At 57.1% G+C, this 26549-nt stretch carries 21 protein-coding genes; 7 read left to right on the forward strand and 14 right to left on the reverse strand.

Features of this window, described 5'->3' with window-relative positions:
- Positions 1-2 precede the first annotated feature (2 nt).
- From ML541_RS08885 to ML541_RS08925, 9 genes are all read right to left on the reverse strand, one after another.
- Positions 3-1193 (reverse strand): FIST N-terminal domain-containing protein, encoded by a 1191-nt coding sequence (locus ML541_RS08885; RefSeq protein ID WP_243372395.1) that lies wholly within the window; start codon positions 1191-1193, stop codon positions 3-5.
- The gene (locus ML541_RS08890) at positions 1190-3532 is read right to left on the reverse strand and encodes a PAS domain S-box protein (RefSeq protein WP_243372396.1); all 2343 of its coding nucleotides are present in this window, start codon (positions 3530-3532) and stop codon (positions 1190-1192) included. The genes ML541_RS08885 and ML541_RS08890 overlap by 4 nt, the downstream gene beginning before the upstream one ends.
- Before the next feature lie 278 nt (positions 3533-3810).
- Positions 3811-5181: a sigma-54 dependent transcriptional regulator gene (locus ML541_RS08895; RefSeq protein WP_243372397.1), complete on the reverse strand. Its 1371-nt coding sequence runs from the start codon at positions 5179-5181 to the stop codon at positions 3811-3813.
- Between the two features lie 108 nt (positions 5182-5289).
- Positions 5290-6483, reverse strand: coding sequence for a pyridoxal phosphate-dependent aminotransferase (locus ML541_RS08900; RefSeq protein WP_243372398.1), 1194 nt, complete (start codon positions 6481-6483; stop codon positions 5290-5292).
- Between the two features lie 46 nt (positions 6484-6529).
- A complete protein-coding gene (locus ML541_RS08905; protein WP_243372399.1) occupies positions 6530-7318 on the reverse strand; it encodes an inositol monophosphatase family protein in 789 nt (262 codons plus the stop codon).
- Positions 7319-7427: 109 nt separating this feature from the next.
- Complete coding sequence (locus tag ML541_RS08910) at positions 7428-8171, reverse strand: ATP-binding protein (RefSeq protein WP_243372400.1); 744 nt, start codon at positions 8169-8171, stop codon at positions 7428-7430.
- Between the two features lie 446 nt (positions 8172-8617).
- Positions 8618-10081, reverse strand: coding sequence for an ammonium transporter (locus ML541_RS08915; RefSeq protein ID WP_243372401.1), 1464 nt, complete (start codon positions 10079-10081; stop codon positions 8618-8620).
- A 27-nt stretch (positions 10082-10108) separates the two neighbouring features.
- Complete coding sequence (locus tag ML541_RS08920) at positions 10109-10447, reverse strand: P-II family nitrogen regulator (protein WP_243372403.1); 339 nt, start codon at positions 10445-10447, stop codon at positions 10109-10111.
- 86 nt (positions 10448-10533) lie between these two features.
- Positions 10534-11265 (reverse strand): hypothetical protein, encoded by a 732-nt coding sequence (locus ML541_RS08925; RefSeq protein WP_243372404.1) that lies wholly within the window; start codon positions 11263-11265, stop codon positions 10534-10536.
- A gap of 407 nt (positions 11266-11672) precedes the next feature.
- Here ML541_RS08925 and ML541_RS08930 point away from each other — a divergent pair, with 407 nt between their 5' ends.
- The gene (locus tag ML541_RS08930; RefSeq protein WP_243372405.1) at positions 11673-13658 is read left to right on the forward strand and encodes an APC family permease; all 1986 of its coding nucleotides are present in this window, start codon (positions 11673-11675) and stop codon (positions 13656-13658) included.
- 14 nt (positions 13659-13672) lie between these two features.
- Here ML541_RS08930 and ML541_RS08935 read toward each other — a convergent pair whose 3' ends face one another.
- A complete protein-coding gene (locus tag ML541_RS08935) occupies positions 13673-13960 on the reverse strand; it encodes a cytochrome c3 family protein (RefSeq protein ID WP_243372406.1) in 288 nt (95 codons plus the stop codon).
- A gap of 303 nt (positions 13961-14263) precedes the next feature.
- Between ML541_RS08935 and ML541_RS08940 the strand changes: the two genes are divergently transcribed.
- Entirely contained in the window at positions 14264-15571 is a 1308-nt protein-coding gene (locus ML541_RS08940; protein ID WP_243372407.1) for an acetate kinase, read from the forward strand.
- 83 nt (positions 15572-15654) lie between these two features.
- Here the strand turns inward: ML541_RS08940 and ML541_RS08945 are convergent, their stop codons facing one another.
- The 4 genes from ML541_RS08945 to ML541_RS08960 all read right to left on the reverse strand — a co-directional run bounded on the left by ML541_RS08945 (position 15655) and on the right by ML541_RS08960 (position 20711).
- The gene (locus ML541_RS08945) at positions 15655-16347 is read right to left on the reverse strand and encodes a type 1 glutamine amidotransferase (protein ID WP_243372408.1); all 693 of its coding nucleotides are present in this window, start codon (positions 16345-16347) and stop codon (positions 15655-15657) included.
- Positions 16348-16455: 108 nt separating this feature from the next.
- Positions 16456-18447 carry a (Fe-S)-binding protein gene (locus ML541_RS08950; protein WP_243372409.1) on the reverse strand — a complete coding sequence of 664 codons (1992 nt, stop codon included), beginning with the start codon at positions 18445-18447 and terminating at the stop codon, positions 16456-16458.
- A 53-nt stretch (positions 18448-18500) separates the two neighbouring features.
- Complete coding sequence (locus tag ML541_RS08955; RefSeq protein ID WP_243372410.1) at positions 18501-19829, reverse strand: electron transfer flavoprotein subunit alpha; 1329 nt, start codon at positions 19827-19829, stop codon at positions 18501-18503.
- A gap of 69 nt (positions 19830-19898) precedes the next feature.
- The gene (locus ML541_RS08960) at positions 19899-20711 is read right to left on the reverse strand and encodes an electron transfer flavoprotein subunit beta/FixA family protein (protein ID WP_243372412.1); all 813 of its coding nucleotides are present in this window, start codon (positions 20709-20711) and stop codon (positions 19899-19901) included.
- A 113-nt stretch (positions 20712-20824) separates the two neighbouring features.
- Here ML541_RS08960 and ML541_RS08965 point away from each other — a divergent pair, with 113 nt between their 5' ends.
- The 5 genes from ML541_RS08965 to ML541_RS08985 all read left to right on the forward strand — a co-directional run bounded on the left by ML541_RS08965 (position 20825) and on the right by ML541_RS08985 (position 26523).
- Positions 20825-21070 carry a hypothetical protein gene (locus ML541_RS08965; RefSeq protein ID WP_243372414.1) on the forward strand — a complete coding sequence of 82 codons (246 nt, stop codon included), beginning with the start codon at positions 20825-20827 and terminating at the stop codon, positions 21068-21070.
- Between the two features lie 265 nt (positions 21071-21335).
- Positions 21336-21668: a hypothetical protein gene (locus ML541_RS08970; protein WP_243372415.1), complete on the forward strand. Its 333-nt coding sequence runs from the start codon at positions 21336-21338 to the stop codon at positions 21666-21668.
- Positions 21669-21815: 147 nt separating this feature from the next.
- The gene (locus tag ML541_RS08975) at positions 21816-23510 is read left to right on the forward strand and encodes a transporter substrate-binding domain-containing protein (protein ID WP_243372634.1); all 1695 of its coding nucleotides are present in this window, start codon (positions 21816-21818) and stop codon (positions 23508-23510) included.
- Positions 23507-24910, forward strand: a complete 1404-nt coding sequence (locus ML541_RS08980) for a sigma-54 dependent transcriptional regulator (RefSeq protein ID WP_243372416.1) — start codon at positions 23507-23509, stop codon at positions 24908-24910. Before ML541_RS08975 ends, ML541_RS08980 begins: the two co-directional genes overlap by 4 nt.
- Before the next feature lie 299 nt (positions 24911-25209).
- A complete protein-coding gene (locus tag ML541_RS08985) occupies positions 25210-26523 on the forward strand; it encodes a dicarboxylate/amino acid:cation symporter (protein WP_243372417.1) in 1314 nt (437 codons plus the stop codon).
- Positions 26524-26549: the final 26 nt, after the last annotated feature.

The following is a 26549-nucleotide window of genomic DNA, read 5'->3' on the forward strand; positions in this document are numbered from 1 at the left end:
GTTCAGTAGATGGCGGTCACCACGGCGGTGAAATTGTGGAGGCAATTATTGCAGTTGACTGGGCCGATTTCGCCATAGGTATAAAATCCGATCCAGGGCACGTCGTGCCCGATTCTTTGCTGGAGCGAGGCGATCAGCTCGTTTTTCTCCTGCTCCCGGAAGACAGCCTTCCCCCGACCCATGCACTCGAACTGCATGACGAATTTGGGCTGCCGTCGTCCCATCTGCTGCCGGATGCGGTCGGAAACCGAAAAAAGTCCATGGCGAATCAGTTCTTTGTCGCGACGAAGAATCCACAGCTCGGTTCCGTCACGCACGTCGGACTGGATGGTCACGCAGCCTTGCCGGTCATCCATGGCCATCATGTAGCGGACAAGGAAATCGCCGTACTCTTCCCTGATGGCTGCGGGAGCCCTGAAGCCCAGGCAGAGATTCAGGGAGATCTTGTTCCACTGGCTCATCCAGTCTCCTTCCACATAGTCCTTCAGGAGTTCGAGAACAGGCATGCCGTCGATTTCATAGATGATGTTCCCTTTGCTGCGAGTGATGACGTGCTTCGTCCCGACCGGGACGCAGCCGTGGTTGATGCCGCAGGTGATGCTGCCACGGCCCGACATGACGACGCAGGAAATCCCTTCGGAGAAGGCCTCGTCGTCATGATACTGGTAAGTTCTGCGGGTGACCCAGTTGTCGGCGGCCAAGCCGCCGAAGAGGCAGAGACCATGTCCGTCCCCAAGGCTTTTTTCCAGGGCTGCCCTGAAGGGGTCGAAGTCGATGACGAATCCGTCGATGAAGAGAAAGCAGCATATTGTTTCGGTGCTAAGCCACGGTTTGATCGCTGCCGCCAGCCGACCGCCCCCGAAATCCGCTTCCTGGCCGATGTCCTTCAGGCGGGTGTTGCGAAAACGGAGTTCGTCGGATTTTATGGCCATGACACAGACACTGAAATTTGTTTCTGCGGCCACCCCGTTGGTGATTATCCCTTCCCCGGAGCATCCGGCCAGGGGAGCGTTCCCGGTTGCCTCACGCACGGCACCAATGAGCTGTTGCTGATCGTATCCGACGGTCGCAAACACGAAGACGAAGTCAGGGGCCCCGATACCCTTCTGCTCAAGAGCCTTAAGAGCAGCCTCCCTCCCTGCTTCCCTTGGATTTCTATTAAAGCTGTGTCCAACTCCTGCCACTGTTGTCATGACGCATCCTTTGCCGGAGGCCTCAGCTCCGCGCCTTCCTGCTTATCCCCTACCGGAAGTGTGAAGAAGAAGGTCGAACCACCACCAGGTTTCGACTCGACCCAGATCCTTCCGCCGTGGCGCTCGACGATCTTCTTACATGTGGCCAGGCCAATTCCGGTGCCCGGGTACTCATCCTCGGTGTGCAGGCGCTGAAATATCTGGAAGATGCGATCGTAGTGCTGACGTTCGATGCCGATGCCGTTGTCTCTCACGGCAAAGAGCCAATGGGCTCCAGTCTGCCTTGCCGACAGATGAACCTTTGGAGAAGCACCCGGCTTTCTGTATTTTAGGCCGTTGCCGACCAGGTTCTGAAGAAGCTGGACCAGCTGAATCTCGTCGCCACGCACAACCGGCAGGGGGGTTGCCGTCACCCGCCCCCCAGATTCCCGGATTCTCTGTTCCAGATTGGCTGTCGCGACGGCAAAAACTGCATTCATGTCGACCGGTACCAGCTCTGCCTCCCGGGAAATGCGGGAATAATTAAGCAGGCCATCGATGAGCCTCTGCATCCTCCTTGTCCCATCGACAGCATAGTTGATATAGGTTCGAGCCCTTTCATCCAGCCGGCTTCCATACTTGCGTTCCATCAGTGCAATGTAACCGGAAATCATGCGTAAGGGCTCCTGCAGATCATGGGAAGCAATGTAGGCGAATTGCTGCAGTTCCTGATTCGAGCGCTGTACCTCCGCCAGCAGCCGGTCCCGCTCCGCTTCGGAGCGTCTGCGCTCGCTGATGTCCTCGATGACGGCTATCTCGTAATCAGGGCGCCCGGCGGCCGTCCTTACCAGGGAGAGAGTCAGTCGCGCCCAGACATGATGTCCGTCCTTGTGGATAAAGCGCTTTTCCACGCTGTAGGCCTCAAGCTCGCCGACGGCCATGCGGCGGAATGGAATGAGATCCAGGTCAACGTCCTCTGGGTGGGTGATCTGGGGCCAGGGAATCGCCTTCATCTCATCGGAGCTGTAACCCAGCATCCTGCAGAAGGCCCCATTCACGTCAATCCAACGGGCATCGGCGAACCTGACTCTTCCCATGCCGACGGCAGCATGCTCGAAAAATGAGCGGAATTTCTCTTCGCTGGCGAGCAACGCATCCTCGTTTTGTTTCCTCTCCGTGGTCTCCCAGGCGGTGTTCAACAGCCCCCAGCCCTCATCTCCAGGAAGACGGACACGGTAGAGCGACCAGCTGAAGTAGCGCTTTTCAGGAGGACCGCCGGGAAAGCGACTGATCTCGTAGGCTTGATCATTCGCAATGTATGGCTCACCCGTCTCCAGCACCTTCAGGAAAATATCCTTGAGCGCCGGTATTTCCGGCCACACGTCCGGAAAGTTCCTGCCGAGAACCTCCCTGCCCGAGGCGATCTGGCTGTAGGCGGGATTGATCATCTTGACGCGCAACTCAGAACCTTGTGTGATCAGTACTGCAGCAGGTAAACTGTAGATAACCGATTCCAGCAGCTGGCGCTGGGCCTGAAGCTCCTCCTCCGCCCGCTTCCGCTCGGTGATATCCTGAAGGCTCCCCCGGATACCCGTCACCCGCCCCTCGGCATCACGCGTCGCCTCGCCCTGCACGGTTATCCACCGTGATTTGTCCGGGCATAACATGAGGAGATCCAGCTGGTACGGAGTCCCTTCCTGCAGCGCACGGTCTACGCATTCCTTCAAACGGGCCATATCCGAGGGTGAAAAAAGATCCCCATGCCGGGCAAAAGAGGGCGCCCCTTTTGAGGGATCGAACCCGCAAACGCGGTAGGTCTCTTCGGACCAGTACACGGTATCCGTTGCCGGCTCCCAACTCCAGCTGCCCACGCGGGCAATGCGCTGGGCCTCACGCAACTCCACCTCCTTCGCCTTCAACTGCTCCTCGCTGGCCCGTAATGCCTCCTCGGTCCGTTTCAGCTCTGAAATATCCTCTTTAACGACAACGAAGTTGGTGACCTTGTCGTTCTCATCCCTGCCGGCACAGATGGAAATGGTCTCCCAGTAGAGTTCACCGTTTTTTCTCCGGTTGACCATCTCCCCATGCCACCCACCCTGTGCAAGTACCGTCTCCTGCAACTGGGCGCCGGGGCCCGGTGCTGCCTTTTCGCACTGCAAGGACCAGAGGCATTGACCTATTGCTTCGGCTGGCTCATAGCCGGTCATTTCAACAAACCTGTCGTTGACAAACTCGATGTTCCCTTCTGCATCGGCCATCAACACAGCAACAGGAAGGCGAACCAGGCCCCGGTACAACCGCCGGAGTTTTTCCTGTGCCGTCAAAACGTCGCCTGCATCTTTCGCCGGAGGACCCGACATTGCAGTTACCTCGCTCAAGTAGGGGTGAAGGCGCAAAAACTTAATCCTATTTAATTTTAACGCCCCAGCATTGAAGGGCAATGGCTAATCGGCCTGTGGCGAGTCTGTTGCTGCGGTAATGGTAAAGTCATCGGGGGGAATACAGAGTAGGAAATTTTGCGCCGGCGTCGGTGCGCGGCCGCTCTGACTTGTGATGGGAGCGGATGTACCGAAAGGATTGGACGGGCAGGAACAGGTCGAGATCCGACACCGTCACCTGCCCGTATTCGGAGGGTAAGCTACTTTTTCATATCGATGCCGTAGCTCTTGATCTTGCGGTGGAGATTGCTCCGCTCAAGCTCGATGGCCTCGGCAGTCTTGCTGATGTTCCAGTCGTTTTCCTCAAGCTTCTGGACAATGAATTCCTTTTCGAATTCTTCCCTGGCCTCGCGCAGTGAGCTCAGTTCCAGGGCGCTGCCCTGTTTGCCCCCATCCCGCTGCCCTTCGTGGGCACCGATATAGGGAGGAACCTGGTCAGCGGTTATGGTGCGCACCGGGCTCATGATAACCAGGCGCTCGACGATGTTCTTTAGTTCGCGCACGTTGCCGGGCCACTCGTAGCGTTTCATCAGTTCCACCGCTTCAGGAGCGATGCTCTTGCGGTCGCGCCCTTCCTTCCGGCAGAAGTTGTCCAGGAAGTGCTCGACCAGCAGAGTGATGTCCTCCTGCCGTTCCCGGAGAGGCGGGACGTGGAAGGGCACCACGTTCAGGCGATAAAAAAGATCTTCGCGGAAGTTGCCCGACCGGATCTCCTCCTCCAGCACCTTGTTGGTGGCGGCAATGATGCGCACATCCACCTCCACCACCTTGTTGCCGCCGACCCGTTCGAATTTCCGTTCCTGGAGGATGCGCAGCACCTTGGCCTGGGTTTTCAGGGACATATCGCCGATCTCGTCGAGAAAGATGGTGCCCCCGTCGGCCAGATCGAATTTTCCCTTCTTCTGGGCGACGGCGCCGGTAAAGGCTCCTTTTTCGTGTCCGAAGAGCTCCGACTCGATCAATTCCTCAGGAATTGCTGCACAGTTGATCTCGATGAAGGGCTTGTCCCCCCGCTGGCTGCCGTAGTGGACGGATCGCGCCACCAGCTCCTTGCCGGTGCCGTTTTCGCCGGTAATGAGAACCGAGGCATTGGTGGGAGCGGCCAGCCGGATATGCTCACGCAACTGCTTCATTGGAGCCGAATCGCCGATCATCTCATGATCCTTGAGGACTATGCTGCGCAGAGAAGTGTTCTCCTCCTTGAGCCGGCTCATGCTGATGGCGTTATTGACGCAGAGAAGGACCTTCTCCAGGGAAAGGGGCTTTTCCACAAAGTCGTATGCGCCCATTTTCGTGGATCTGACTGCGGTCTCGATGGTGCCGTGACCGGACATCATCACCACCGTCAGGTTAGGATAGAGCTCCTTCAGTTTCTGCAGTGTCTGCATCCCGTCCATGCGCGGCATCCAGATATCCAGCATCACCAGGCTCGGCATCTCCTGCTGGACCATGGCGAGAGCCTCGACCCCATCCACGGCAAAAACAGTCCTGTAACCCTCATCTTCGAGAATCCCCGCCACCGAAGTACGGATGCTCTCCTCGTCGTCCACCACCAATATTGTTGCGCTCATTACAACCTCAGGTTCTATGTTCTATGTTCTATGTTCTATGTTCTATGTTCTAGGTTCTATGTTCTAGGTTCGAAGTCCTGTCACCTGTCACCTGTCACCTGTCACCTGTCACCGTTTAATGCCTATTTCCTCGGCAAGCGCCTGCCAGGCAGACAGGCTCCGCTCGATCATGGCCTCGTCCACACAATAGGCGATGCGGAAGAAACCGGGGGCGCCGAAACCCGCTCCAGGGACGAGAAGGATGTTGTGTTTCTGGGCCGCCCGGACGAATTCCACATCATCGGCCAGGGGAGACTGGGGAAAGAGGTAGAAGGCCCCGTCGGGCTTGACCATCCTGAAACCCATGGCCGTCAGGTTGTTGTAGAGCAGGTCCCGCTTCCGCTCGTATGCCCCCATATCCACCGAGGCATGCTGCAGCTTGGCCACCAGCCGTTGCATGAGGGCCGGTGCGTTGACAAAGCCCAGGGCGCGGTTGCAGAAGACGGCTCCTTCTATGAAGAGGTCGCCATGTGTCATGCGCGGGCTTGCCACCAGGAAACCGATCCGCTCGCCGGGCAGGGCCAGGTCCTTGGAATGGGAGGTGACGATGACCGAGTTGTCCACGGCGTTGAAGATATTCGGCACTTTTCTGCCGTCATAGGCAATACGGGAATAGGGTTCGTCGGAGATGACGTAAATCTGCCGCTCCAGCTCCCGTTCCTTTTTCTGCACCAGGTCACCGAGCTGTTTGAGGCTTTCTGCATGGTAGATGACGCCGGTGGGATTGTTGGGGTTGTTGATGATGATGGCCCGGGTCTTGCCGTTGATGGCGGCCTCGATGGCGGCCAGGTCCAGCTGGAAGGTCTTGCGGTCGGTCCAGACTTCGCGGGGGACGCCGCCGTGATTGTCGATGTAGAACTTGTACTCGACGAAGTGGGGGGTGAGGATGATGACCTCTTCGCCAGGGTTGAGGATGGTTTTGAGGACCACATTGAGGGCTCCGCTGGCGCCGCAGGCCATCATGACGTTGGCGGCGGTCACCGGCTGCCCCGAGGCACCGGCGATGAACTCGGCAACCGCCCGCCGTGTCTCTTCGTACCCGGCATTGCTCATGTAGCGGTGCATACCATGTGGCGGGTCCTGGGCCAGGGAGCGGAACTCGGCGTAGAATTCCGCCGGCGGATCTATATTGGGATTGCCCAGGGTGAAGTCATAGACATTGTCGGCACCATGGATCTTGCGCAGCCGCTCCCCTTCCTCGAACATCTTGCGGATCCACGAAGCGCTCTCTATGGATGCCTGAATTTTAGTCGCTATGGCCATGACCGCCCCCTTGTGTGTTGTTTGTGCAACACATTTAGCATATTCATCAGCGGGGGGCAAGGGTAGTTTTTACCAGTACCTCCTCCATTTCTTTGTGAATATGGCCGTTAGAGGCGCATATGCGGTGGTTGTAGACGGAGTACGGCTCGCCGGCATGACCGGTGACACGTCCCCCCGCCTCGGTGACGAGCAGCTGCCCGACGGCCACATCCCACGGTTTCAGCTTACATTCCCAATAGCCGTCCAGCCTCCCCGCCGCCACATAGGCCAGATCAAGGGCTGCGGCGCCGAAGCGGCGTACGGCACGGGCGGTCATCTGAAAGGTGGTGAAGTTGGCGAAATTGTTTTCGTTTTCCCAGGTCCGGTCGTAGGGAAAGCCGGTGGCCAGCAGGCAGTTTTTCAGGGGCTTCCGGGAAGAAACGGAGAGGCGCCGCCCGTTGAGGAAGGCTCCCTCCCCTTTCACCGCAGTGAAAAGCTCGTCCATCATGGGATGATAGATGACCCCCAGTTGCACGACCCCCGCCATCTCCAGGGCTATGGAAACGCAAAACCATGGGAAACCGTGGGCATAGTTGGTGGTCCCGTCCAGGGGATCGATGATCCATTTGCAGGGCTTGCCGACGGCGGCGTAATCGTTCTCTTCGGCAAGGATGTCGTGGTCGGGAAAATCGGCGCGGATGGTCTGGACGATGAGCGCCTCGCACGCCTTGTCCACTTCCGTCACCAGGTTGATCTCCCCCTTGAATTCTATGTCATGGTGGGACCAGAGCCGGTCCTTCTGCATTGCCCCTGCAGCCCTAGCGGCACGGACGGCGGTTTCCAGATATGTTTGCATGGCTGTTCCTCCTTTTCGGCAATGGCTGCCATGCTAAACCGTTAGAAAAGATAAAGCAAGGAGCAAGAGGATACTTAGGACAGCACCAGGGAAGGAGAATCTGGCTGGATTATGGAAGCGGGAAAAGGAGAGTGAAAGTGGTGCCTTCGTTGACGATGCTTCTCACGGAGATGGAGCCGCCGAGACGTTCAAGAATGTTGCGGGCGATATAGAGGCCGAGCCCGGTTCCTTCGCCTGCTGCCTTGGTGGAGTAGAATGGCTCGAAGATTAGGTCGATTTTTTCGGAGGGAATACCTTTGCCCGTATCGGCAATGTCCACCGCCAGGCGGTCACCGGCGGCAGCAGTTTTCAGCAGCAGGGTTCCCCCTTCTTCCATGGCCTGAAAGGCGTTCATGATCAGGTTGATGAAGACCTGCTTGAGCTTGTTGGCGTCGGCGGCAATGGGAGGAAGATCGAAATCCTTCTCTTCGATGACGGTAATGGAATTCTTCCGGGCTTCGTAGCGGAGGAAATCCATCACCTCCTGCAGCACCAGGTTCACGTCCGCTTCCGGGTCCGTCTCGGCATCGTTGCGGGCAAAGGAGAGAAGGCTCCTGGTAAAGAGGGAGAGACGCTGGGCCTCAGTGCCGATCCGCTCCACCATCTCCTTGACGAATTCGGGAAGATCTTCTTCCCGCAGGATCATTTGGGATGCGGAGACAATGACCGACAAGGGGGAGTTGAGCTCGTGCACCAGCCCTGCGGAGAGTTTGCCCAGCTCGGCCATCTTCTCGTTGAAAGCGAGCTGTTCCAGGACCTGCTCATCCAACAGCAGGCCATCGGCATCGGTTGTTTTTCCCAGTATTTTTCCCATTTATTTCCCCATGACCGGGGCACTTGTGGCCGATATTCCTTTGGCATAAGCCGTGCCAAAGGATTTACCTTGCAACTTCGGCATGTTACTGCAGCAAATGACCATCCGGAAAGCCTGCCCGCCTAAATTAAAGGCATATTTTGCACAAAAATCATGCATGCAGCTGAAGATTATCCGGGAACTCAGTGGAAATAACAGGCAGTCGCGACATCGTCCGTTCACTCTGTCGATACAGCTGCGGACCTTGCGGTGCCGCCCGCCAAATGGTGCCCGATACTTGAACTGGGCGGGTTGCCTCCGTTATACATGCGGCGGGTGTCCGCTCGCCGCTGCAGCTTGTCGCTCACTCCCGATGCCACGACTGCCCTCCAGGGGAATGTCTGAAATCAAAAAAAGAGGCCGCCTCCCGGGGGGAGACGGCCTTTAATGCATGGCAGGGGATGGTATTAATTGTAGGCGCTTTCCGAATGCTGCGTCTGGTCGAGGCCCATGATCTCGTCCTCTTTTTCCACTCTGAGGCCGACGGTCTTGTTGAGGACGAAGGCAATCACCAGGGTGACGACGAAAGCGTAGATGCCTGCCGCGCCGACAGCAACCAACTGGGTAACGAACTGCTTGATGTTGCCGGAGAGAAGGCCGGTTGCCCCCACGGTGGCAAAGATACCGGTGAGAATGGCGCCGGTAGTACCGCCGATGCCGTGGACGCCGAAGGCATCGAGGGAGTCGTCGTATTTCAGTTTTGCCTTGAGCAGGACGCCACCGTAGCAGACGACGCCGCCAATCAGGCCGAGGATCAGCGCGGCTCCCGGTTGAACGAAACCGGCTGCCGGAGTGATGACGACCAGTCCTGCCACGACACCGGAACCGAAGCCCAGTGCCGACGGTTTGCCGGCGTGGATCCATTCGGCGATCATCCAGGAAAGGCCTGCAGCTGCCGGGGCAATGGTGGTTGTGGCAAAGGCCAGGCCGGCCAGACCGCCTGCTGCGTCGGAGCAGTTGACACCGACGATTGCGGAACCTGCGTTGAAGCCGAACCAGCCGAACCAGAGCATACCGACGCCGAGCATGGTCAGGGGCAGGCTATGGGGTGCCATCCGCTCCTGGGGAAAGCCGTGGCGCTTGCCGAGGAAGATGATTGCCGCCATGGCCGAAATACCGGAAGAGAGATGAACGACGGTACCACCGGCGAAGTCCAGTGCCCCCTTCTTGAAGAGCCAGCCGTCCACCATCCACACCCAGTGGGCCAGGGGGTCATAAACCAGCGTGGTCCAAAGGAGAACGAAGAGGCAGTAAGCGGAAAACTTGATCCGTTCGGCCAGAGCGCCAGAAATGAGGGCGACGGTGATCATGGCGAACATGCACTGGAACATGGCAAACACGTACTCCGGAATCGAGCCGGGCTCGGTGGTCACATTCTGGAAAAGCGCATAGACCGGATTGCCATCCTTAAAGGTGATCAGGCCGTTAAGCAGGGCCTTGCTGGTATTGCCAATGAGTCCCATGAAGGCATCGGGTCCGAAGGAAAGGGAATAGCCGATTACCGCCCATTGCACGCCGACGATGCCCATGGCAACAAATGAGTGCATAATGGTGGAAAGAACGTTCTTGCTCCGGACCATGCCGCCGTAGAAGAAGGCCAGGCCCGGAATCATGAAGAGGACCAGTGCCGACGAAGTGAGAATCCAGGCGGTGTCGCCGGTGTTCAGCACCGGATCGACATTTTTCGGTGTCGCAGCAGCGGCAGGTGCAGCAGCGGGAGCTGGTGCCACAGCCTGAGCGGGAGCGGCAACGGCAGATGCAGCTGAGGGCGCTGCCGGGGCTTTGGCCGGCTCTTCAGCCATGACTGCAACCGGAGCCATCAGGGTCGCAGCAACCAGAAGCAGTTTGATGAAAGAAAGTTTGATCTTCATAATAACCTCCACAGTCTGTTTATATATCTAAATTGCCTCTGTTCCTCTTTCGCCGGTCCTTATCCTCACCGCCTCATCCAGGGGGAGGACAAAGATCTTGCCGTCGCCGATCCTGCCAGTTTTCGCCGTCTCTTCGATGGTTGCGATGACTTTCGCCACCTGTTCATCGCCGACGACTATTTCCAGCTTTACCTTGGGAAGGAAATCGACCACATACTCCGCACCCCGGTAAAGCTCGGTGTGCCCCTTCTGTCGGCCGAAACCCTTCACCTCCGTCACCGTGATCCCCTCTATTCCCACTTCGCTCAAGGCATTCTTCACTTCATCGAGCTTGAACGGTTTTATGATCGCTTCTATGAGTTTCATGGTCTTTCTCCCGTATGGCATCTTTCAGGTCCCCGCTAAAGAATGGGGGCAGTGAGCCCCCGATAACAATGAGGAGACCCGCCAGGTTAGAAATTGATGTCCAGCTGCGTCGTAAATGTGTCCGCAGTATTTTTCGCGTTATATATGTCGTATCCCAGGATCAGGGAGATATTCGGAGTAAAGGACCAGGCGACACCGAAGTTGAGGGCACCGAGGGAATTCTTGCCGCTCTGGTAATCGACGGCTGCCCACAATTTATCTGAAATCTCGCTCAGGGTGCGGTCCCAGGAAAGCAGGACGCCGTCGTTGTCGGTGCGGCCATCCTCAAGGCTCAGCAGCACGTCCCTGTTGCCGTTGTAATAGCCCGCGGAAAGTCTTCCCAGCACCGGCACCGTTTTCGCGGCCAGGGCATAGAGTACGTTCTGGTTGGTCACGTTTTTCTTGGTGCCGATACCGTATCCTCCCACAGCCAGTGCAGGAGAACCGGTAAAGAGAGCACCTTCGGGAGTGCCGAGCTTGGCATTGAAATAAATGGGATGACCGTCAGCAGATCCAGCGGTGCTGATGTAATCAACACCGATCTCCATTTTCAGCTTGTCGAAGGGGAGAACGCCGACCCCGAGCCCCAGGTCGTAGGTATTGCCCCCCTTGGTGGTGGAAGTGCGCACATAGTTGTCCACATCCAGATGAACCTGCTTGAAGTCCCTCACGTCGGTGGAAGGAATCCAGATCTGCGTTGCCGGGGTTGCCAGTGCCATGCCGGTTGCCGCCATGGCCAGCGCCATTGCCATCAAAATAATGCTGGTGATTTTTTTCATCTCATACTCCTTTGTAATGATCATAAAATTGTACATCGAAATAGTGCCTTCCTAACGCTCCCCCTTTCCCTGTGCTGAAAATAAAAAGGCGCCTCTCACCAGAAGGTGAAGAGGCGCCATTGCCGTCACATCAATATGCACAACGTTGTGCACCTTTTTAAGTGACTTAAGAGCACAAGCCGTGCCACCCTAAAAACCAGCCTCACATACTCATTTTTTCGGGCACTTATGTTGACATAGTGAATTTTTAATAATAAACAGACGAATAGTGGGAGGCATGCGGGGAAGGCTCTGACTACTTTTTAGGCAATAACTGAGCAAAAACCATCATGGCAGGATCAATTGAAAATGACATAGGGCACCGTATAGTTGATAAGAAGACAGTAAAGGAACGATCGGGAGGCACGGTGAATCCTAACGGTCCTGATCAACGAAGGCCGGGCATTGCCAACAAGATCAGGCGAGCACTGGTCGGTGCCCCGAAGCAACTCAACGACCCGGCGCTGTTCCACAGGATGTCGCTAATTCCGGTGCTGGCCTGGATCGGCCTTGGCGCCGATGGCCTGTCTTCCTCGGCTTATGGGCCGGAAGAAGCCTTCCGAGCCCTCGGCACCCACACCTACCTGACGATAGTGCTCGCACTTGCCACAGCAGTAACGGTCTTTGTCATCTCCTATGCCTACGCCCGCATCATCGAGCACTTCCCACATGGAGGCGGAGGCTACATCGTCGCCACTCATATGCTGGGAGAACGGGCCGGTGTGATCTCGGGCAGCGCGCTCCTCGTCGATTATATTCTTACCATCACCGTCTCCATCGCCTCCTGTACCGATGCCTTGTTCAGTTTCCTGCCCCTGCATTTCCACGGCTACAAATTGGGAACAGCCTGCTTACTGACCATATTTCTGATCGTCCTCAATATTCGCGGCATCAAGGAATCGATCTTTGTCATGGCGCCAATTTTCATGGTTTTTGTGGCGACCCATCTGCTCATGCTCCTTGACGGCCTGTTTACCCACAGCGACCGCTTCGCGCCGATGGCGGCGGATTTTCAGCACGGCCTCAGCCAGGACCTTTCCACCATTGGCTTCCTCGGAATAACACTACTTTTCCTTCGTGCCTACTCATTGGGAGGCGGGACCTATACCGGTATCGAAGCCGTATCCAACGGATTGCAGATCATGCGGGAGCCACATGTCAAGACGGGCAAACGGACCATGGCCTATATGGCTGTTTCTCTCGCCTTCACCGCAGGCATCCTGTTCGTCTGCTATGCATTGATTAACATCAGACCTGTCGAGGGGAAAACACTCAATGCAGTTCTTGCCGAACAGTTATTCGGCGACTGGCCCTTTGGGAACGTAATTGGTTTCATCACCATTCTGTCGGAAGGAGCACTTCTTCTTGTCGCTGCACAAACCGGCTTTGTCGATGGGCCGCGGGTCATGTCAAATATGGCCGTTGATTCATGGTTCCCCCATCGCTTCGCCGCCCTTTCCGAGCGCCTCACCATGCGCAACGGCATCTTCATGATGGGAGGCGCCGCCATCGTCCTCCTCATCTACACCCGTGGGTCCGTGTCAGCCCTGGTGGTCATGTACTCCATCAACGTTTTTGTAACATTCTCCCTCTCCCAACTGGGCATGTCTCGTTTTTTCGTGGAACACCGGGAAAAAGCCCCCAAATGGAAACAGCATCTGACCGTACACCTGGTAGGTCTTGCCCTCTGCGCCACGATTCTCGTCATCACCACCGTGGAAAAGTTTGCCGAAGGGGGATGGCTGACCCTGGTCATCACCTCTCTGGTGATCGGGCTATGCTACCTGATCAGGAGCCACTACGTGCGGGTGCGCAGAGGCATTGCCCAGTTGGACGAGAGCCTGCTCGACTTTCCCACCAGCGGCCCGGTCAATACCGCCCCCCTCACCCCCAACGACTCCACCGCAATCCAGCTGGTCGGCGCCTATAACGGCTTCGGCATCCACACCCTGCTCTCCATCGTCACCACCTTTCCCGAAACCTACAAAAACATCATCTTCGTCTCTGTGGCGGTCATCGATTCGGGATCGTTCAAGGGCGTGCACGAAATGGAGGCACTGGAGGACTCAGTAAAAGAAGGACTGGAGAAATACGTGGATCTGGCCCGAAGGCTGGGATTTGCCGCCGAGTACCGCATGGCCACCGGCATTGACGTGGTGGAAACCGCCATAAATTTATGCATGGAGCTTGCAGCAGAATTTCCACGCTGCACCGTTTTCTCAGGACAGCTCACCTTCAGACTTGAAAAGTTCTACCACCGGATGCTGCACAACGAGACTGCCTTCGCCATCCAGCGGCGCCTGCAATGGGAGGGGATAACGACCGTAATCCTGCCGATCAGGGTGAAGATATAAAGAGAAATGCGTGATCAGTCATTCGGCGCATTCTCGTTCCACTTGTGGCAGCCGGAGCACCGTTGCGGCCCCCTGGTCATCCGGGTGTGGCATCCCTTGCAGTTGCCGTGTCCCCACTCCTTGCCGAATCCCTTGATTCTGCCCGGTTCTTCCGTGTGGCACTGGAAACAGGTCTCCGTGTAGTTCATATGGTTGAAGTGATTGAAACGGACCTCGTTTTTCATGGGAATGACTTCGGATACGGCAAATGCGGGGGTTGTCGCTAAGAGCAGGCAGAAGATGAGTAGCGGGACGGGGTTCATGAGCAACTCCTGTAGTCGAAATACGGGGCGCCTTTTATAGCACGAAAAAACGAAGAAAAAGAAGCCTCTTTTTGTGTCCTGCTCTTCTGCACATTTATATCACCTAACATTTCCTAAATTTTATCGCAGTTTTGGGTTGATTTCGACCTGTTGCATGGAGTAGAAAAGTATGTTGCACAAGAACAGAAAATGAGCAGCGAAATCTAGGGAAGCTTTGACAGATCGCTCCAGACCAGCAACGGGGCCGGCTTTGAAAAGCCGGCTTTTTTTATTTGCCGGGCTCTGTCTGCTTCGGGAGTGCCCGTGATCATTCTCACCATCAATTGCTGGAGCTTTTCAGTACGGTATCAGCTCTTCGACTGGGACAACAACAAGGTCCTGGCCGGGGGCACTGTAGAGCGGGTCATCATAGGCGATTCCTACTTCGACCATGAACTGCCCGGTTCACCTGCCGTACGCATCGAACAGGACTGCCCCGATCACCGCACCGCCATAGAACTGATCCTGAGAACCCTGACCAGCCCCGAACTGGGTGCTCTGAACAGTGTTTCGCAGATAAACGCCGTCGGTCACCGCGTCGCCCATGGGGGTGAAAAATTCACCCACTCGCTGCTCATCGACAACGAGGTGATGGACGCGGTACGGGAGATGGTCCAGCTGGCTCCCCAGCACAATGCCAATAATATTGCCGGAATCGAAGCCGCACAGGAGCTTCTGCCCGGCATTCCCCATGTGGCCGTTTTCGACACCGCCTTTCATCAGACCATGCCCGAACATGCCTTCATCTATCCCCTCCCCCACGAGTGGTACGAGCAATACGGCGTGCGCCGGTACGGTTTCCATGGCGCATCCCATCTCTTCGTCTCCCGCCGGGCGGCGGCACTGCTCGGCAAACCAGCCAGCCAGTGCAACATGATCACACTCCATATCGGAAAGGGGGCGTCCCTATGCGCCATCAGGAACGGTGCCTCCATCGACACCAGCATGGGGCTGACTCCCATCGAGGGAGCGGCCATGGGAACCCGCTGCGGTGACATCGACCCTGGCATTCCCCCCTTCATCATGCAGGAGAAGGACGTTTCACCCCGGGAGATGGACACCATCCTCAACATGAAAAGCGGCATGCTCGGCATCACCGGCAGGTACAAGGACCGGCGCGACATCATCCGCGAGATGGAGGACGGGGACGAGCGGTGCAGCCTTGCTTTCCGGATGGAGGCCTACCGGCTTAAAAAATATATCGGCGCCTATCTGGCTGCGGTCGGTCCGTTGGATGCGCTGGTGTTTACGGCAGGGGTGGGGGTCATGGCCTGGCAGATCAGGGAAGAAACGCTGGCGGGGCTGGAGATTTTCGGCATCGTGCTGGATAAGGAGGCGAACCGCAGGGCTGTTTCCCTGGAGACGGAGATGGATATTTCCACCCCTCAGTCGAGGGTAAAGATATTCGTCATCCCCACCGCCGAAGAGTTGGTTTTTGCCGAAGATACCGCTGCCATCCTAGCCGGTACCTACACTGATCCGGCCCATTTCCCCTACTCTTTCGCCCAGGCCGACTTCAAGCGGACCTACCATCTCCCCGATTCCAATCGCAGGGCGGCCGGTAAGGATTAGACCGAAAACGGTCCAGGCCGGAAACAAAAAAGCCGGAAACTGCTGAAGTTTCCGGCTTTTTCTTTTCTTTCCAATTGCAGTTCTTACCTCTTCAGCCCCGCCAGTCGTAAAAAGTTCATGAGCAGGCAATGGGAAGCGGCTTCGTACTCCGCAGCACCGGTAGCGAAATCGGCAACGAGATCCTTGCTGCATGCGATGGTTTCAGGGGTCCAGCTGATCCAGTTCTCGATAGTTGCATGATCAACTTCCGGGTGAAACTGCAGCCCATAGGCATTGGAGCCGAAGCGGAAAGCCTGGTTACGGCAAGCGGATGAAGAGGCAAGCAGTTGCGCCCCTGGTGGAATGGCAAAGCTGTCGTTATGCCATTGGAAGGTGGTGAACTGCCGGCTGATTCCCGTGAAGAGGGGATCTTTAGCGCCGGCGTCGCTCAGTTCTATGGCAATGGTTCCTTTTTCTCCCCAGGGAGAATTGCAGGCAACCGCCCCACCGAGGGCTTGGGCGAGAAGCTGTCCGCCAAGGCAAATGCCGAGGAAAGGCACTTCTTCCTGAACGGCACGGGCTATGAGTTCCAGAACGCCGGCGAGAAAGGGATAACGGCCAACCTCGTTGACCCCCATCGCCCCACCGAGGACGATGACGGCATCCACCTGGCCAAGGTCGGGAAACGCCTCGCCGGCATAGGCGTGGATCGTTTCGTAGTCGATTCTAGCCTCTGCAAGGTAGCGGGCATAGGTGCCGAGGGATACTTCCGGGTCATTCTGGATAACAAGCAGCACGGGAACCTCTAAGAAAAACCTTCAGCGGCAAATGCTTGAGAACTCGCCAAGTGAGGCATAGCGATTACATCGCAGCTCAGAATGGTGAGCGTGATGCATGCCGAACTTTTACGGATTCGTCCTTAAGCCTTCGGCTACGAGTTCTGCGATATCCTTAACACGCACCCCACCCGCCTGCTTATCCTTCAAGCCATCCTCGAACATGGTCATGCAGTAGGGGCAGCTGACGCAGATGGTATCGGGGTTGGTGGTAAGCGCTTCACCGACCCGATTCAGGTTGATCCGCTCGCCGTTGAATTCCTCCATCCACATGCGGCCGCCGCCTGCGCCGCAGCAGAAGGAGTTTTCGCGGCTGCGCTCCATTTCCTGCGGTGCGCTTCCCGTTGCCGTCTCAATGACCTGCCGTGGCGCGTCGAAGACGTCGTTATGGCGTCCCAGGTAGCAGGAGTCGTGGAAGACGATATTTCCCAATTCCTTCACCTGGTGGTTCAGCTTCAGTCGTCCCTGGCGCAGCAGCTGGTCTATGAACTCCGTATGGTGGATGACTTCGATCTCCAGGCCGTACTGGCGATAGTCATTCTTAAAGGTGGTAAAACAGTGGGGGCAGAGGGTGATGACCTTGGTGATGCCCTTTTCTTGGAACTGTTTCACATTTTCCCTGGCTATCTTGTCAAAGACGAACTCGTTGCCCAGCCTGCGCAGACTGTCTCCGCAGCAACCTTCCTCTCTGCCCAGTATCCCCCAGGAAACGCCGGCGGCATTGAGGATGGTGGCCAGGGCCACGGTGATATGCTTGGCACGGGAATCAAAGGAACCGGCACACCCTACGTAGAAAAGATATTCTGTCTTCCCCTTTTCGAAGGGCTGGACGTTCATGGTGGAGACCCATTTGGTCCGCTCCGACGGTGCAATCCCCCAGGGATTGCTGCGCTGCTCCATGTTTTCGAAGAGGTTGAGGAGCTCCTCCGGAAATCGGCTCTCCATCTGCACCAGGTGGCGGCGCATCTTGATGATCTTCGGCATCTGCTCGATCATGACCGGGCAAGCCTGGAGACAGGCACCGCAGGTGGTGCAGGACCAGATCGTCTCCTCCGTATTGGTCCCCTCCCCCTCCTCGCCGATGAGCGGCACCACCGGTTTGCCCCCCGCCTGCATCAGTGGTCCGTTATCCAGCAGGTTGGTCTTGATGGCATGGATTACCTGGCGGGGATTGAGAGGTTTTCCGGTATTGGTGGCGGGGCAGGCGTCCTGGCATCTGCCGCATTCGGTACAGGAATAGCCGTCGAAAAGATCTTTCCAGGTGAACTGGTCAACCCGGGCCACACCGAACTCGTTCCCCTTGACGAACTCCTCCCGTGGCTGGGTGTTTGCCTTGCCCAGGGTTTGAAAGAAACAGTTGGGAATGGCGGTGAGGATATGCATGTGCTTGCTGTGGGGGAGAAAACACATGAAGGCCAGCAGCACCACGGCATGGACCCACCAGCTGACGGCGGCGAACGTAGCGAGGAGCGAAGGGTAAGGTGCCATGAGCTGTGCAACAAAGGCTGAAACGGGCATATAGGGAGCGGCCTCGGTTTCTCCCATGGCAATTTCGGCGCCGTGGAAGCCGAAGTAAGCCAGCATGAGGATGCCGATGAAAGCGAGGATGAGGAAGGCCTCGGGGCTGCGCGCCTTCACATACTGGGTGCTCAGGTATGGCGGTGGTGAAAATATGCGCCGGGCGAAGGACAGGGTGATGGCGATCAGGGTGAAAACCGAGACCAGGTCGAAGGCAAAGAGCAGAAAATGATGGAGCGATGCCGGCAAAGTGGCCAGTCCCAGTTGTGGGAAGGCGCCATGGATGATGAACTCGAGATTGGCGATGAGGAGAATGACGAAGGCCCAGAAAATGACGAAATGGTTGATGCCGAACGGCTTCTGCACCACCCGTTTCTGTCCGAAGGCATAAAGGAGCATGTCCCAGATGCGCAGTCCGGGGTTATCGTAGCGATTTTCCTCCCGGCCTAGGGTTATGAGGCTGAAGCGCCGGTAGCAGCTCCAGGCGAAGAAAACCAGGGCAGCAACGAGTATTATGGTGAAAAGTATCGGATTGGGTGACATGGGTGTCCTCATTCTTTTAAGTGATTACTGAATCGAGGTTCTGGCTTTTAATGTCAGTTTGCGCCTCTTGCCGCCTTCATCTCCCGCAGCAGGTTGGTAAAGGCCGGTACGATCTGGAAAAGGTCGCCGACGATGCCGTAGGTGGCCACCTCGAAGATGGGGGCTTCCTTGTCCCGGTTGATGGCGATGATGACGTCCGAATCCTGCATCCCCACCAGGTGCTGGATGGCACCGGAAATGCCGCAGGCGATGTAGATCTTCGGCCGGACGGTCTTGCCGGTCTGCCCCACCTGTCGCTCCTGGGGCATCCATCCCGCGTCCACGGCGCTTCTTGAGGCACCGACCACCCCGCCGAGCTCATTGGCCAGTTCCTGGAGCATGGCGAAGTTTTCCTTGCCCATCATACCCCTGCCGCCGGAAACGATGAATTCGGCACCAGCCACGTCAACCTGGTCTTTTTTCTTGTCGCTGATGATCTCCAGCACCTTGACCAGGATATCCTCTTCCCGGACCGGGCAGGTTTCGCGGATGATTTCCCCCGTCGCGCCGGTCTTGTGCTCGGCCATGGGCATGACGTGGGGACGAACCGTGGCCATCTGGGGGCGGAACTTATCACACATGATGGTGGCCATGATATTGCCGCCGAAAGCGGGGCGGGTCTGCATGAGGTTGCGCTTGTCGTCAATGGCGAGGCCGGTGCAGTCCGCGGTTAATCCCGTGCCGACTACGGTAGCCACGGCACCGGCCAGGTCGCGCCCAAGGCCGGTGGCGCCCATGAGGATGATCTCCGGCTTGTACTTCTCGATCAGGTGGTTGATTCCCCTGAGATAGCTTTCGGTGCGATAGTAGTGAAAAACCGGGGCATCCATGAGATAGGCCTTGACGGCGCCGTAGGCAAAGGCCTCGCGGCAAAGATGCTCCACGTTCTCGCCGATTACTACCGCGGCGAGTTCGACACCCAGGGCCGCAGCCAGCTCTTTCCCCTTGCCCAGGAGCTCCCAGGATACCTTGGCCGCTTCCCCCTCAGTCTGCTCCACGAAAACCCAGACCCCCCGGTACGCTGCCAACTTTTTCGCCAGGGCGGCGGCCTCTTCATCAATTTCCTCTACGGCCGGAGCGCCCTGTTTCATAATTTCATCGAGGATCTTCTGCTCTTCGGGAGTGAAGAACATCTCGATGGCCTGGGCGGGGCAGACCTTGACGCATTTTACGCAGCCGATGCATTTATCCTTATTGATGACCGGCTCGCCCGCCTCGTTCATCTCGATGGCATCAACCGGGCAGGAGCTCTGGCAGCGGGCGCCGCAGGCAATGCACTTGCCTTCCAGGACGCAGGCCTTGCCGCGCGGTTTTTTCAGGGGTTTTTTGATTTCTTCAGTCATGTAAGCCTCTTAAACACAGTTCGAAGTTCGAGGTTCTAGGTTTATCTTCACTCTTCACCCTTCACTCTTTTAAAGTGAGAGCAGATCCTTGCTCAACAGCTTTTCCACCAAGAGCCGGGCGGTTTGCTTCGGGTCCTTGATCCCTTCGCCGATGATCTCCCCCTTTTCCCGCTCAGGAGAGAAGATCCGGCTCACCCAGGTGGGTGACCCCTTCAACCCGATCTTCTGCTCGTCCAGCTTCAACACTTGGTTGTTCCATACCTTGACCTCCGCATCCACCGAGGCAAGACGCATGGGAACAGTGGGATAGCGGGGACGGTTCAATTCGCGCACCACGGTCAGCATGGCGGGTAGCGGCGCTTCGACGATCTCGTGCCGTCCTTCCAGCTTGCGCCTGACACGGATCTTTTTGCGCACCGGGTCAAATTCCTCGATGCGGTCGATGAGGGTAAGCTGGGTGAAACCGAGACGGGTGGCGATTCCGGGACCGACCTGGGCCGTATCACCGTCGATGGTCTGCTTGCCGCAGATGACCAACCCCACCTCTTCCTCTTCCGACAGCTTGCGAATCGCGGCAGCCAGAACGTTGCTGGTGGCCAGGGTGTCGGCACCGCCGAAAACGCGGTCGCTGAGCAGGATCGCTTCATCCACCCCCAGAGCCAGTGCTTTTTTCAGGGTAGCCTCCGCGTTCGGGGGTCCCATGGAGATGGCGGCAGCCCGGCAGCCGAAGCGGTCCTTCAGGCGCAGGCTTTCTTCCAGGGCATGGGTATCATAGGGATTGACGATAAAAGGAATGCCTTCCCGGACCAGGGTGTTGGTGACCGGGTCTATCTGCACCTGGGTAGTGTCCGGGACCTGTTTGATGCAGGCGACTATCAGCATGGAAAAACCTCGTGGCAATGGAATGGGCACATCAGATAAAAGGTCGTCCGGCAATTCCTGGAAGGAACACCGGATGATTCTAAAAACGCTCTCCTTGGGCGCTCAAGGCCACCATGGCTCCCAAGGCTATTTTTTGGGCAACGGGGGATATTAACAAAAACATCGCCGAGACACAAGCACTGAACTGCTTACAATTTAAGCAAATATTTTTAGTTTTAATAAAAAAATATTTGCGTCTCGGGCCAAAACCGTCCTGTCAAAGCCATTGCGCAATGATCATCAATAAAAAACATATGGCAGCACAATCGCACAAAAAAGAGGCATTTGCCTGCTTTTTCCTCAGCTTGCCAGGCTTTTAATGGTACCTCGTTTTGCCGCAGCGGCAACAGCAAATCCTGAAATCAGCTTCAGGAACAGTACCTTATGAGTGCACTTGCGGCAAGAACCACTGCCCGGGGAATGGCTTTATTACATAATATCTTTCAAAAGGCTTGCCATGACCGTTATCCGGTACTCAATTGCTGAAAACAGCTCTTGCCCGATAAAGTGTTTCTTGAATTATCAACAGCCACAATCTATTATCGTCCGTCAAGGTCGTTAAATCCGAGGTACCGGGGGTGGATGATGAAATCGCGCATCGTGGCTTTACTGGTGTTCATTCTGGGCTGCAGTACACTTGACGCTTTGGCGCTGGAAGCTGCCGGCAACGGTTCACAGCAGCCACAGGTCAAAAAACAGGTGGAGGAGCTGCAGAAGACATTGCTTGCGGACAAGGAAATCGTGGCGCTGATCCTCATGCTCAAGGACAACCCCGAGGTCCAGGCGCTCCTTCAGGATCCCGACGTTGTCTCGGCAGTGACCAATGGGGATGTGGAGGCACTGACCGGCAACCCGCGCTTCCTGGAACTGCTCAACAATCCCCAGGTGCAGGAAATCCAGAAGCGGGTGAAGCGGTAACAGCCTTGGAGGGGTGCCTTTCCCCGTCCCATACCTTCCCCGGTTGCATGTTTTGATGACCGTAGGGCTGTGAAAGTGCTACACTAAACGACTATGAAAAAGAGGAAAAAGTTTCTCCTTCCGGTGTTCTTTGCAGTCTTGATGGCTATGGGCCTGTCCGCTGCCATACCTGCTTTTGCTGCCGTCAGCGTCGAAAGCGAACGCACCATCATCGTCGGCGGCGACCGTGACTATCCCCCCTACGAATTCATCGACAAAAACGGCAATCCAGCCGGTTATAACGTGGACCTGACCCGGGCCATCGCCGCGGTCATGGGCATTAAGGTCGCATTCCGCTTCGGGGGCTGGTCGGAGATACGCGCTGCCCTCATGGACGGCCAGCTTGATATTCTCCAGGGAATCTCCTACTCCGATGAGCGGGCAAAGATTCTCGATTTTTCCCCGCCTCACACCATAATTCATCACGCCATCTTCGCCCGCCGCGAAACACCTGTCGTCTCCTCGGTTGATGGCCTGCGGAACAAGGAAGTGATCGTTTTTCGCGACGGAATCATGCATGAAATGCTTACTGGGCGTGGCTTCGCCGGCAATCTCCGCACCACCGACACACCTGCCGATGCACTGCGCATGCTCGCCTCCGGTCAGCACGATTATGCGGTGGTCGCGATCCTCCCCGGCATGTACCTGACCCGGGAGCTGCATCTGTCCAACCTCGTGCCCGTGTCCCAGAGTATCGCCGCCCAGAGATACTGTTATGCCGTAAAAAAAGGGGATGAAGAGCTGTTGACCCGCTTCAGTGAAGGGCTCGCCATAATCAGGAAAACCGGGCAGTATCAGGCGATCTACGATAAATGGCTGGGGGCCCTGGAGCCCCAGCCGCGGCTTTCGTGGGAAAAGACGGCGAAATACGGCAGCATGGTGCTGATACCGCTCCTCATCATCCTTGCCGGCACGGTCGTCTGGTCACGCACCCTGCAGAAGCGGGTGGCACAGCGGACGGCTGAGCTGGCCCAGGAAGTGAGCGAAAAAAAGCAGGCGCTGGAAAAGCTGCGCCTTCACCAGGACAAGCTGATCCAGGCGGACAAGATGACCTCCCTGGGCATCCTCGTCGCCGGCGTTGCCCATGAAATCAACAACCCCAACGGTCTGATGCTCCTCAACATGCCCATTCTGCGGGATGTGTACCGGGATGCCGGAGAAGTGCTCGATGAGCACCTGGAGGAAAAGGGGGATTTTACCCTGGGAGGGCTGCCCTATACCCGCATGCGCCGGGAAGTACCGCTGATGATTGATGAAATGCTGGAAGGGGCACAGAGGATCAAGCGCATCGTCGAGGAACTGAAAAACTTCGCCCGGCGGGAAGATGCCACCGTTGCCGTTCCCTTCGACCTGAAGCCGGTGGTTATGGCAGCGCTGCGCCTGGTGGATCCCACCATCCGCAAGGCGACCAATCGCTTCCAGGCCGACCTGGCCGATGATCTCCCCCGGATCAGGGGCAACCCCCAGCGCATCGAGCAGGTGGTGGTCAACCTGGTGCTGAATGCCTGCCAGGCACTGCCGGCCCCCCATTGCGGCATTATGCTCCGGACCTTTCGGGATGCGGAGAGCGGAGCGGTGGTGCTGGAACTGCGCGACGAGGGCACAGGCATTGCCGCAGAGCACCTCTCCCACCTGACCGATCCCTTTTTCACCACCAAGCGGGAATCGGGGGGCACCGGTCTGGGATTGTCAGTCTCTGACGGCATTATCAAGGAGCATGGGGGAACCCTCACCTTTGCCTCCGTTGCCGGCGCCGGCACTACCGTTACGCTTACATTTCCCCCCATGGAGGAGCTGCCATGACACAGCAATCTTACCCCCCGTTCGCCGTTCTTTTGGTGGATGACGAACCGGCTTGGCTCCGTTCGGTGAGCATCACCCTGGAGCGCTCCGCCGGCATCAGCAACATCGTTACCTGCCAGGACAGTCGAAAGGTCATGGAAACCCTTGCCCGTGGAGATATAGGCCTGGTGCTCCTGGACTTGACCATGCCCCATGTGCAGGGTGAAGAACTGCTGTCGTGCATCGGCGAAGAGTACCCAGAAATCGCCACCATCATCGTCAGTGGCATGAACCAGGTGGAAACGGCAGTGCAGTGCATCAAGCTGGGCGCCTTCGATTATTTCGTCAAGACGGTGGAAGAAGACCGGCTGGTGAGCGGCGTGCTGCGTGCCGTCCACATGCTGGAGCTGCAAAGGGAGAACCGGGAGATGTCGAGCCGGATACTTTCGGGAAAACTGCAGCATCCGGAAGCTTTTGCCAACATCGTTAGCAACGACCGGGCCATGCTCGCCATTTTCGCCTATATCGAGGCGGTGGCGGCGAGCCCCAAACCATTGATGATCACCGGGGAAAGCGGCGTCGGCAAGGAGCTCATCGCCCGCGCAGCCCACACCCTGAGCGGCTGCACCGGCCCGCTCGTCTCAGTGAACGTGGCCGGTCTCGATGATAACGTCTTCGCCGACACCCTGTTCGGCCACGTGCGGGGTGCCTTCACCGGCGCCGAGCACCCCCGTCGCGGCATGGTGGAGGAAGCCGCCGACGGCACCCTTTTTCTCGATGAGATCGGCGATCTGAGCATTCCTTCCCAGGTGAAGCTGCTGCGCCTTTTGCAGGAAGGGGAATATTTTCCCCTGGGAAGCGACCGGCCAAAACGGTTGAAGGCGCGGATCATCGTCGCCACCCACCGGGACTTGGCAGCTAAGGAAGCGGCAGGCACGTTCCGCCACGACCTCTACTTCCGGCTGCGCACCCACCATATTCAGGTGCCGCCCCTCCGGGAACGGAAAGGGGATCTGCCGCTGCTGCTCAATGCCTTCCTCGCCGATTCGGCACGCACCCTGGGCAAACGCAGACCCACGCCCCCCAAGGAACTGGTCAGCCTGCTCAACACCTACAACTTTCCCGGCAACGTCAGGGAACTGAAAGCCATTGTCTTCGATGCCGTCAGCATCCACAAGGAACGGGTCCTTTCCATGGAGAGCTTTGAAAAGGCCATCTGCCACGGCGGAAAGGAGAATATCGCCACTGCTGGCCCCCATAACCCCTTTACCGGCCTTGAGCGCATTCCCACCTTTTCGGAGGTGGCGGAACTGCTTGTGGATGAAGCCATGGTGCGGGCCTGCGGCAACCAGACCATCGCCGCCCGGCTTTTGGGGATCTCGCAGCCGGCATTGAGCAAGCGGCTCAAAATTCGCCGCTAGCGATCCCGCCAAGGGTCATAACCATGGTTATCGTCATAACTTTTGTTATGACAAGGCCAAATCCTTTCCGACAGCGGTTTCCTCACTCTACAGCTTTCATCGCCATAACCTTCGTCATACCCCTTCATTGTGTCAACTCTTTTTTAAAACCATGTTTTCTCTGTTTATCCGGCAGCTTGCACCCCTCCCCCGTGTTGGTATCCCTCTTGCTCTCTTAGCTGTGTTTGCTTGTTTTCCAAGGGCTTAAGCAGCACCGTTCGACAATGGCACATACCATTACAATAGAAGGAGAGACGAACATGGAGGGTAAGAAGTTTCACCAGACACTGTATTTCAGAGTACTCGTTGCAATCGCACTGGGCGTGGCGGTCGGCTATTATTTCCCCGATACCGGTGCGCAGATGAAACCTCTGGGTGACGGCTTCATCAAACTGATCAAGATGATCATCACCCCGATCATTTTCTGCACCGTCGTCACCGGCATCGCCGGCATGGACGACATGAAGAAGGTGGGACGGGTCGGCGCCAAGGCCATCCTCTATTTCGAGGTGGTCACTACCTTCGCCCTGGCCATCGGCCTGTTCCTGGTCAAGGTCATCCAACCGGGAGCCGGTTTCAACGCCGACCTCACCAAGCTGGATACCAAAGCGTTGACAACCTATACGGCAACCGCGGCCAAGGGGCAATCGACCGCCGATTTTCTCCTCAATATCATTCCATCCAGCGTTGTCGATGCCTTTGCCAAGGGGGACATTCTCCAGGTGCTCCTCTTCGCCATCTTCTTCGGCTTCGCCCTATCGGCCCTGGGAGAAAAAGGCAAGCCCATCTATGATTTGATCGACCGGGTGGCCCATGTGCTCTTCGGCGTGGTCGGCATCATCATGAAATTCGCCCCCATCGGTGCCTTCGGCGCCATGGCGTTCACCATCGGCAAATTCGGCCTGGGGTCCCTCTCAAAGCTGGGAATGCTCATGGGGAGCTTCTACCTGACCTGCCTCATCTTCATCTTCGTCGTTCTCGGCACCATCGCCCGCATCAGCGGCTTCAACATCTTCAAATTCATTCGTTACATCAAGGAAGAGCTGCTCATCGTCCTCGGCACCTCGTCCTCTGAATCGGTACTGCCCCGCATGATGAGCAAGATGGAGCGCCTGGGCTGCACCAAATCGGTAGTCGGTCTGGTCATTCCCACCGGTTATTCCTTCAACCTGGACGGCACCTCCATCTATTTGACCATGGCTGCACTCTTCGTCGCCCAGGCCACCAATACCCCCCTGACCATGACCCAGACCCTGACCATCCTGGCGGTGCTCATGCTCACCTCCAAGGGAGCGGCCGGTGTCACCGGCAGCGGCTTTGTCACCCTGGCGGCCACCTTCGCCGCCATTCCGACCATTCCCGTGGCAGGGCTGGCGCTGATTCTGGGGATTGACCGCTTCATGTCGGAAGCGCGGGCACTGACCAATCTTGTCGGCAACGGTGTAGCAACGGTGGTCATTTCCCGTTGGGAAAACGAGCTCGATACGAACCGGCTGCGCATTGCCCTTGATGGTCAATCGGAACCGGCCATGGCGATGGACATGGAACCGGACCTGTCGGCAGAAGAAGCCTAGCCTGCTTGCAAGCGCTTTAAACAGCC

This window comes from Geotalea sp. SG265, assembly GCF_022808985.1.
Taxonomy (GTDB): domain Bacteria; phylum Desulfobacterota; class Desulfuromonadia; order Geobacterales; family Geobacteraceae; genus Geotalea.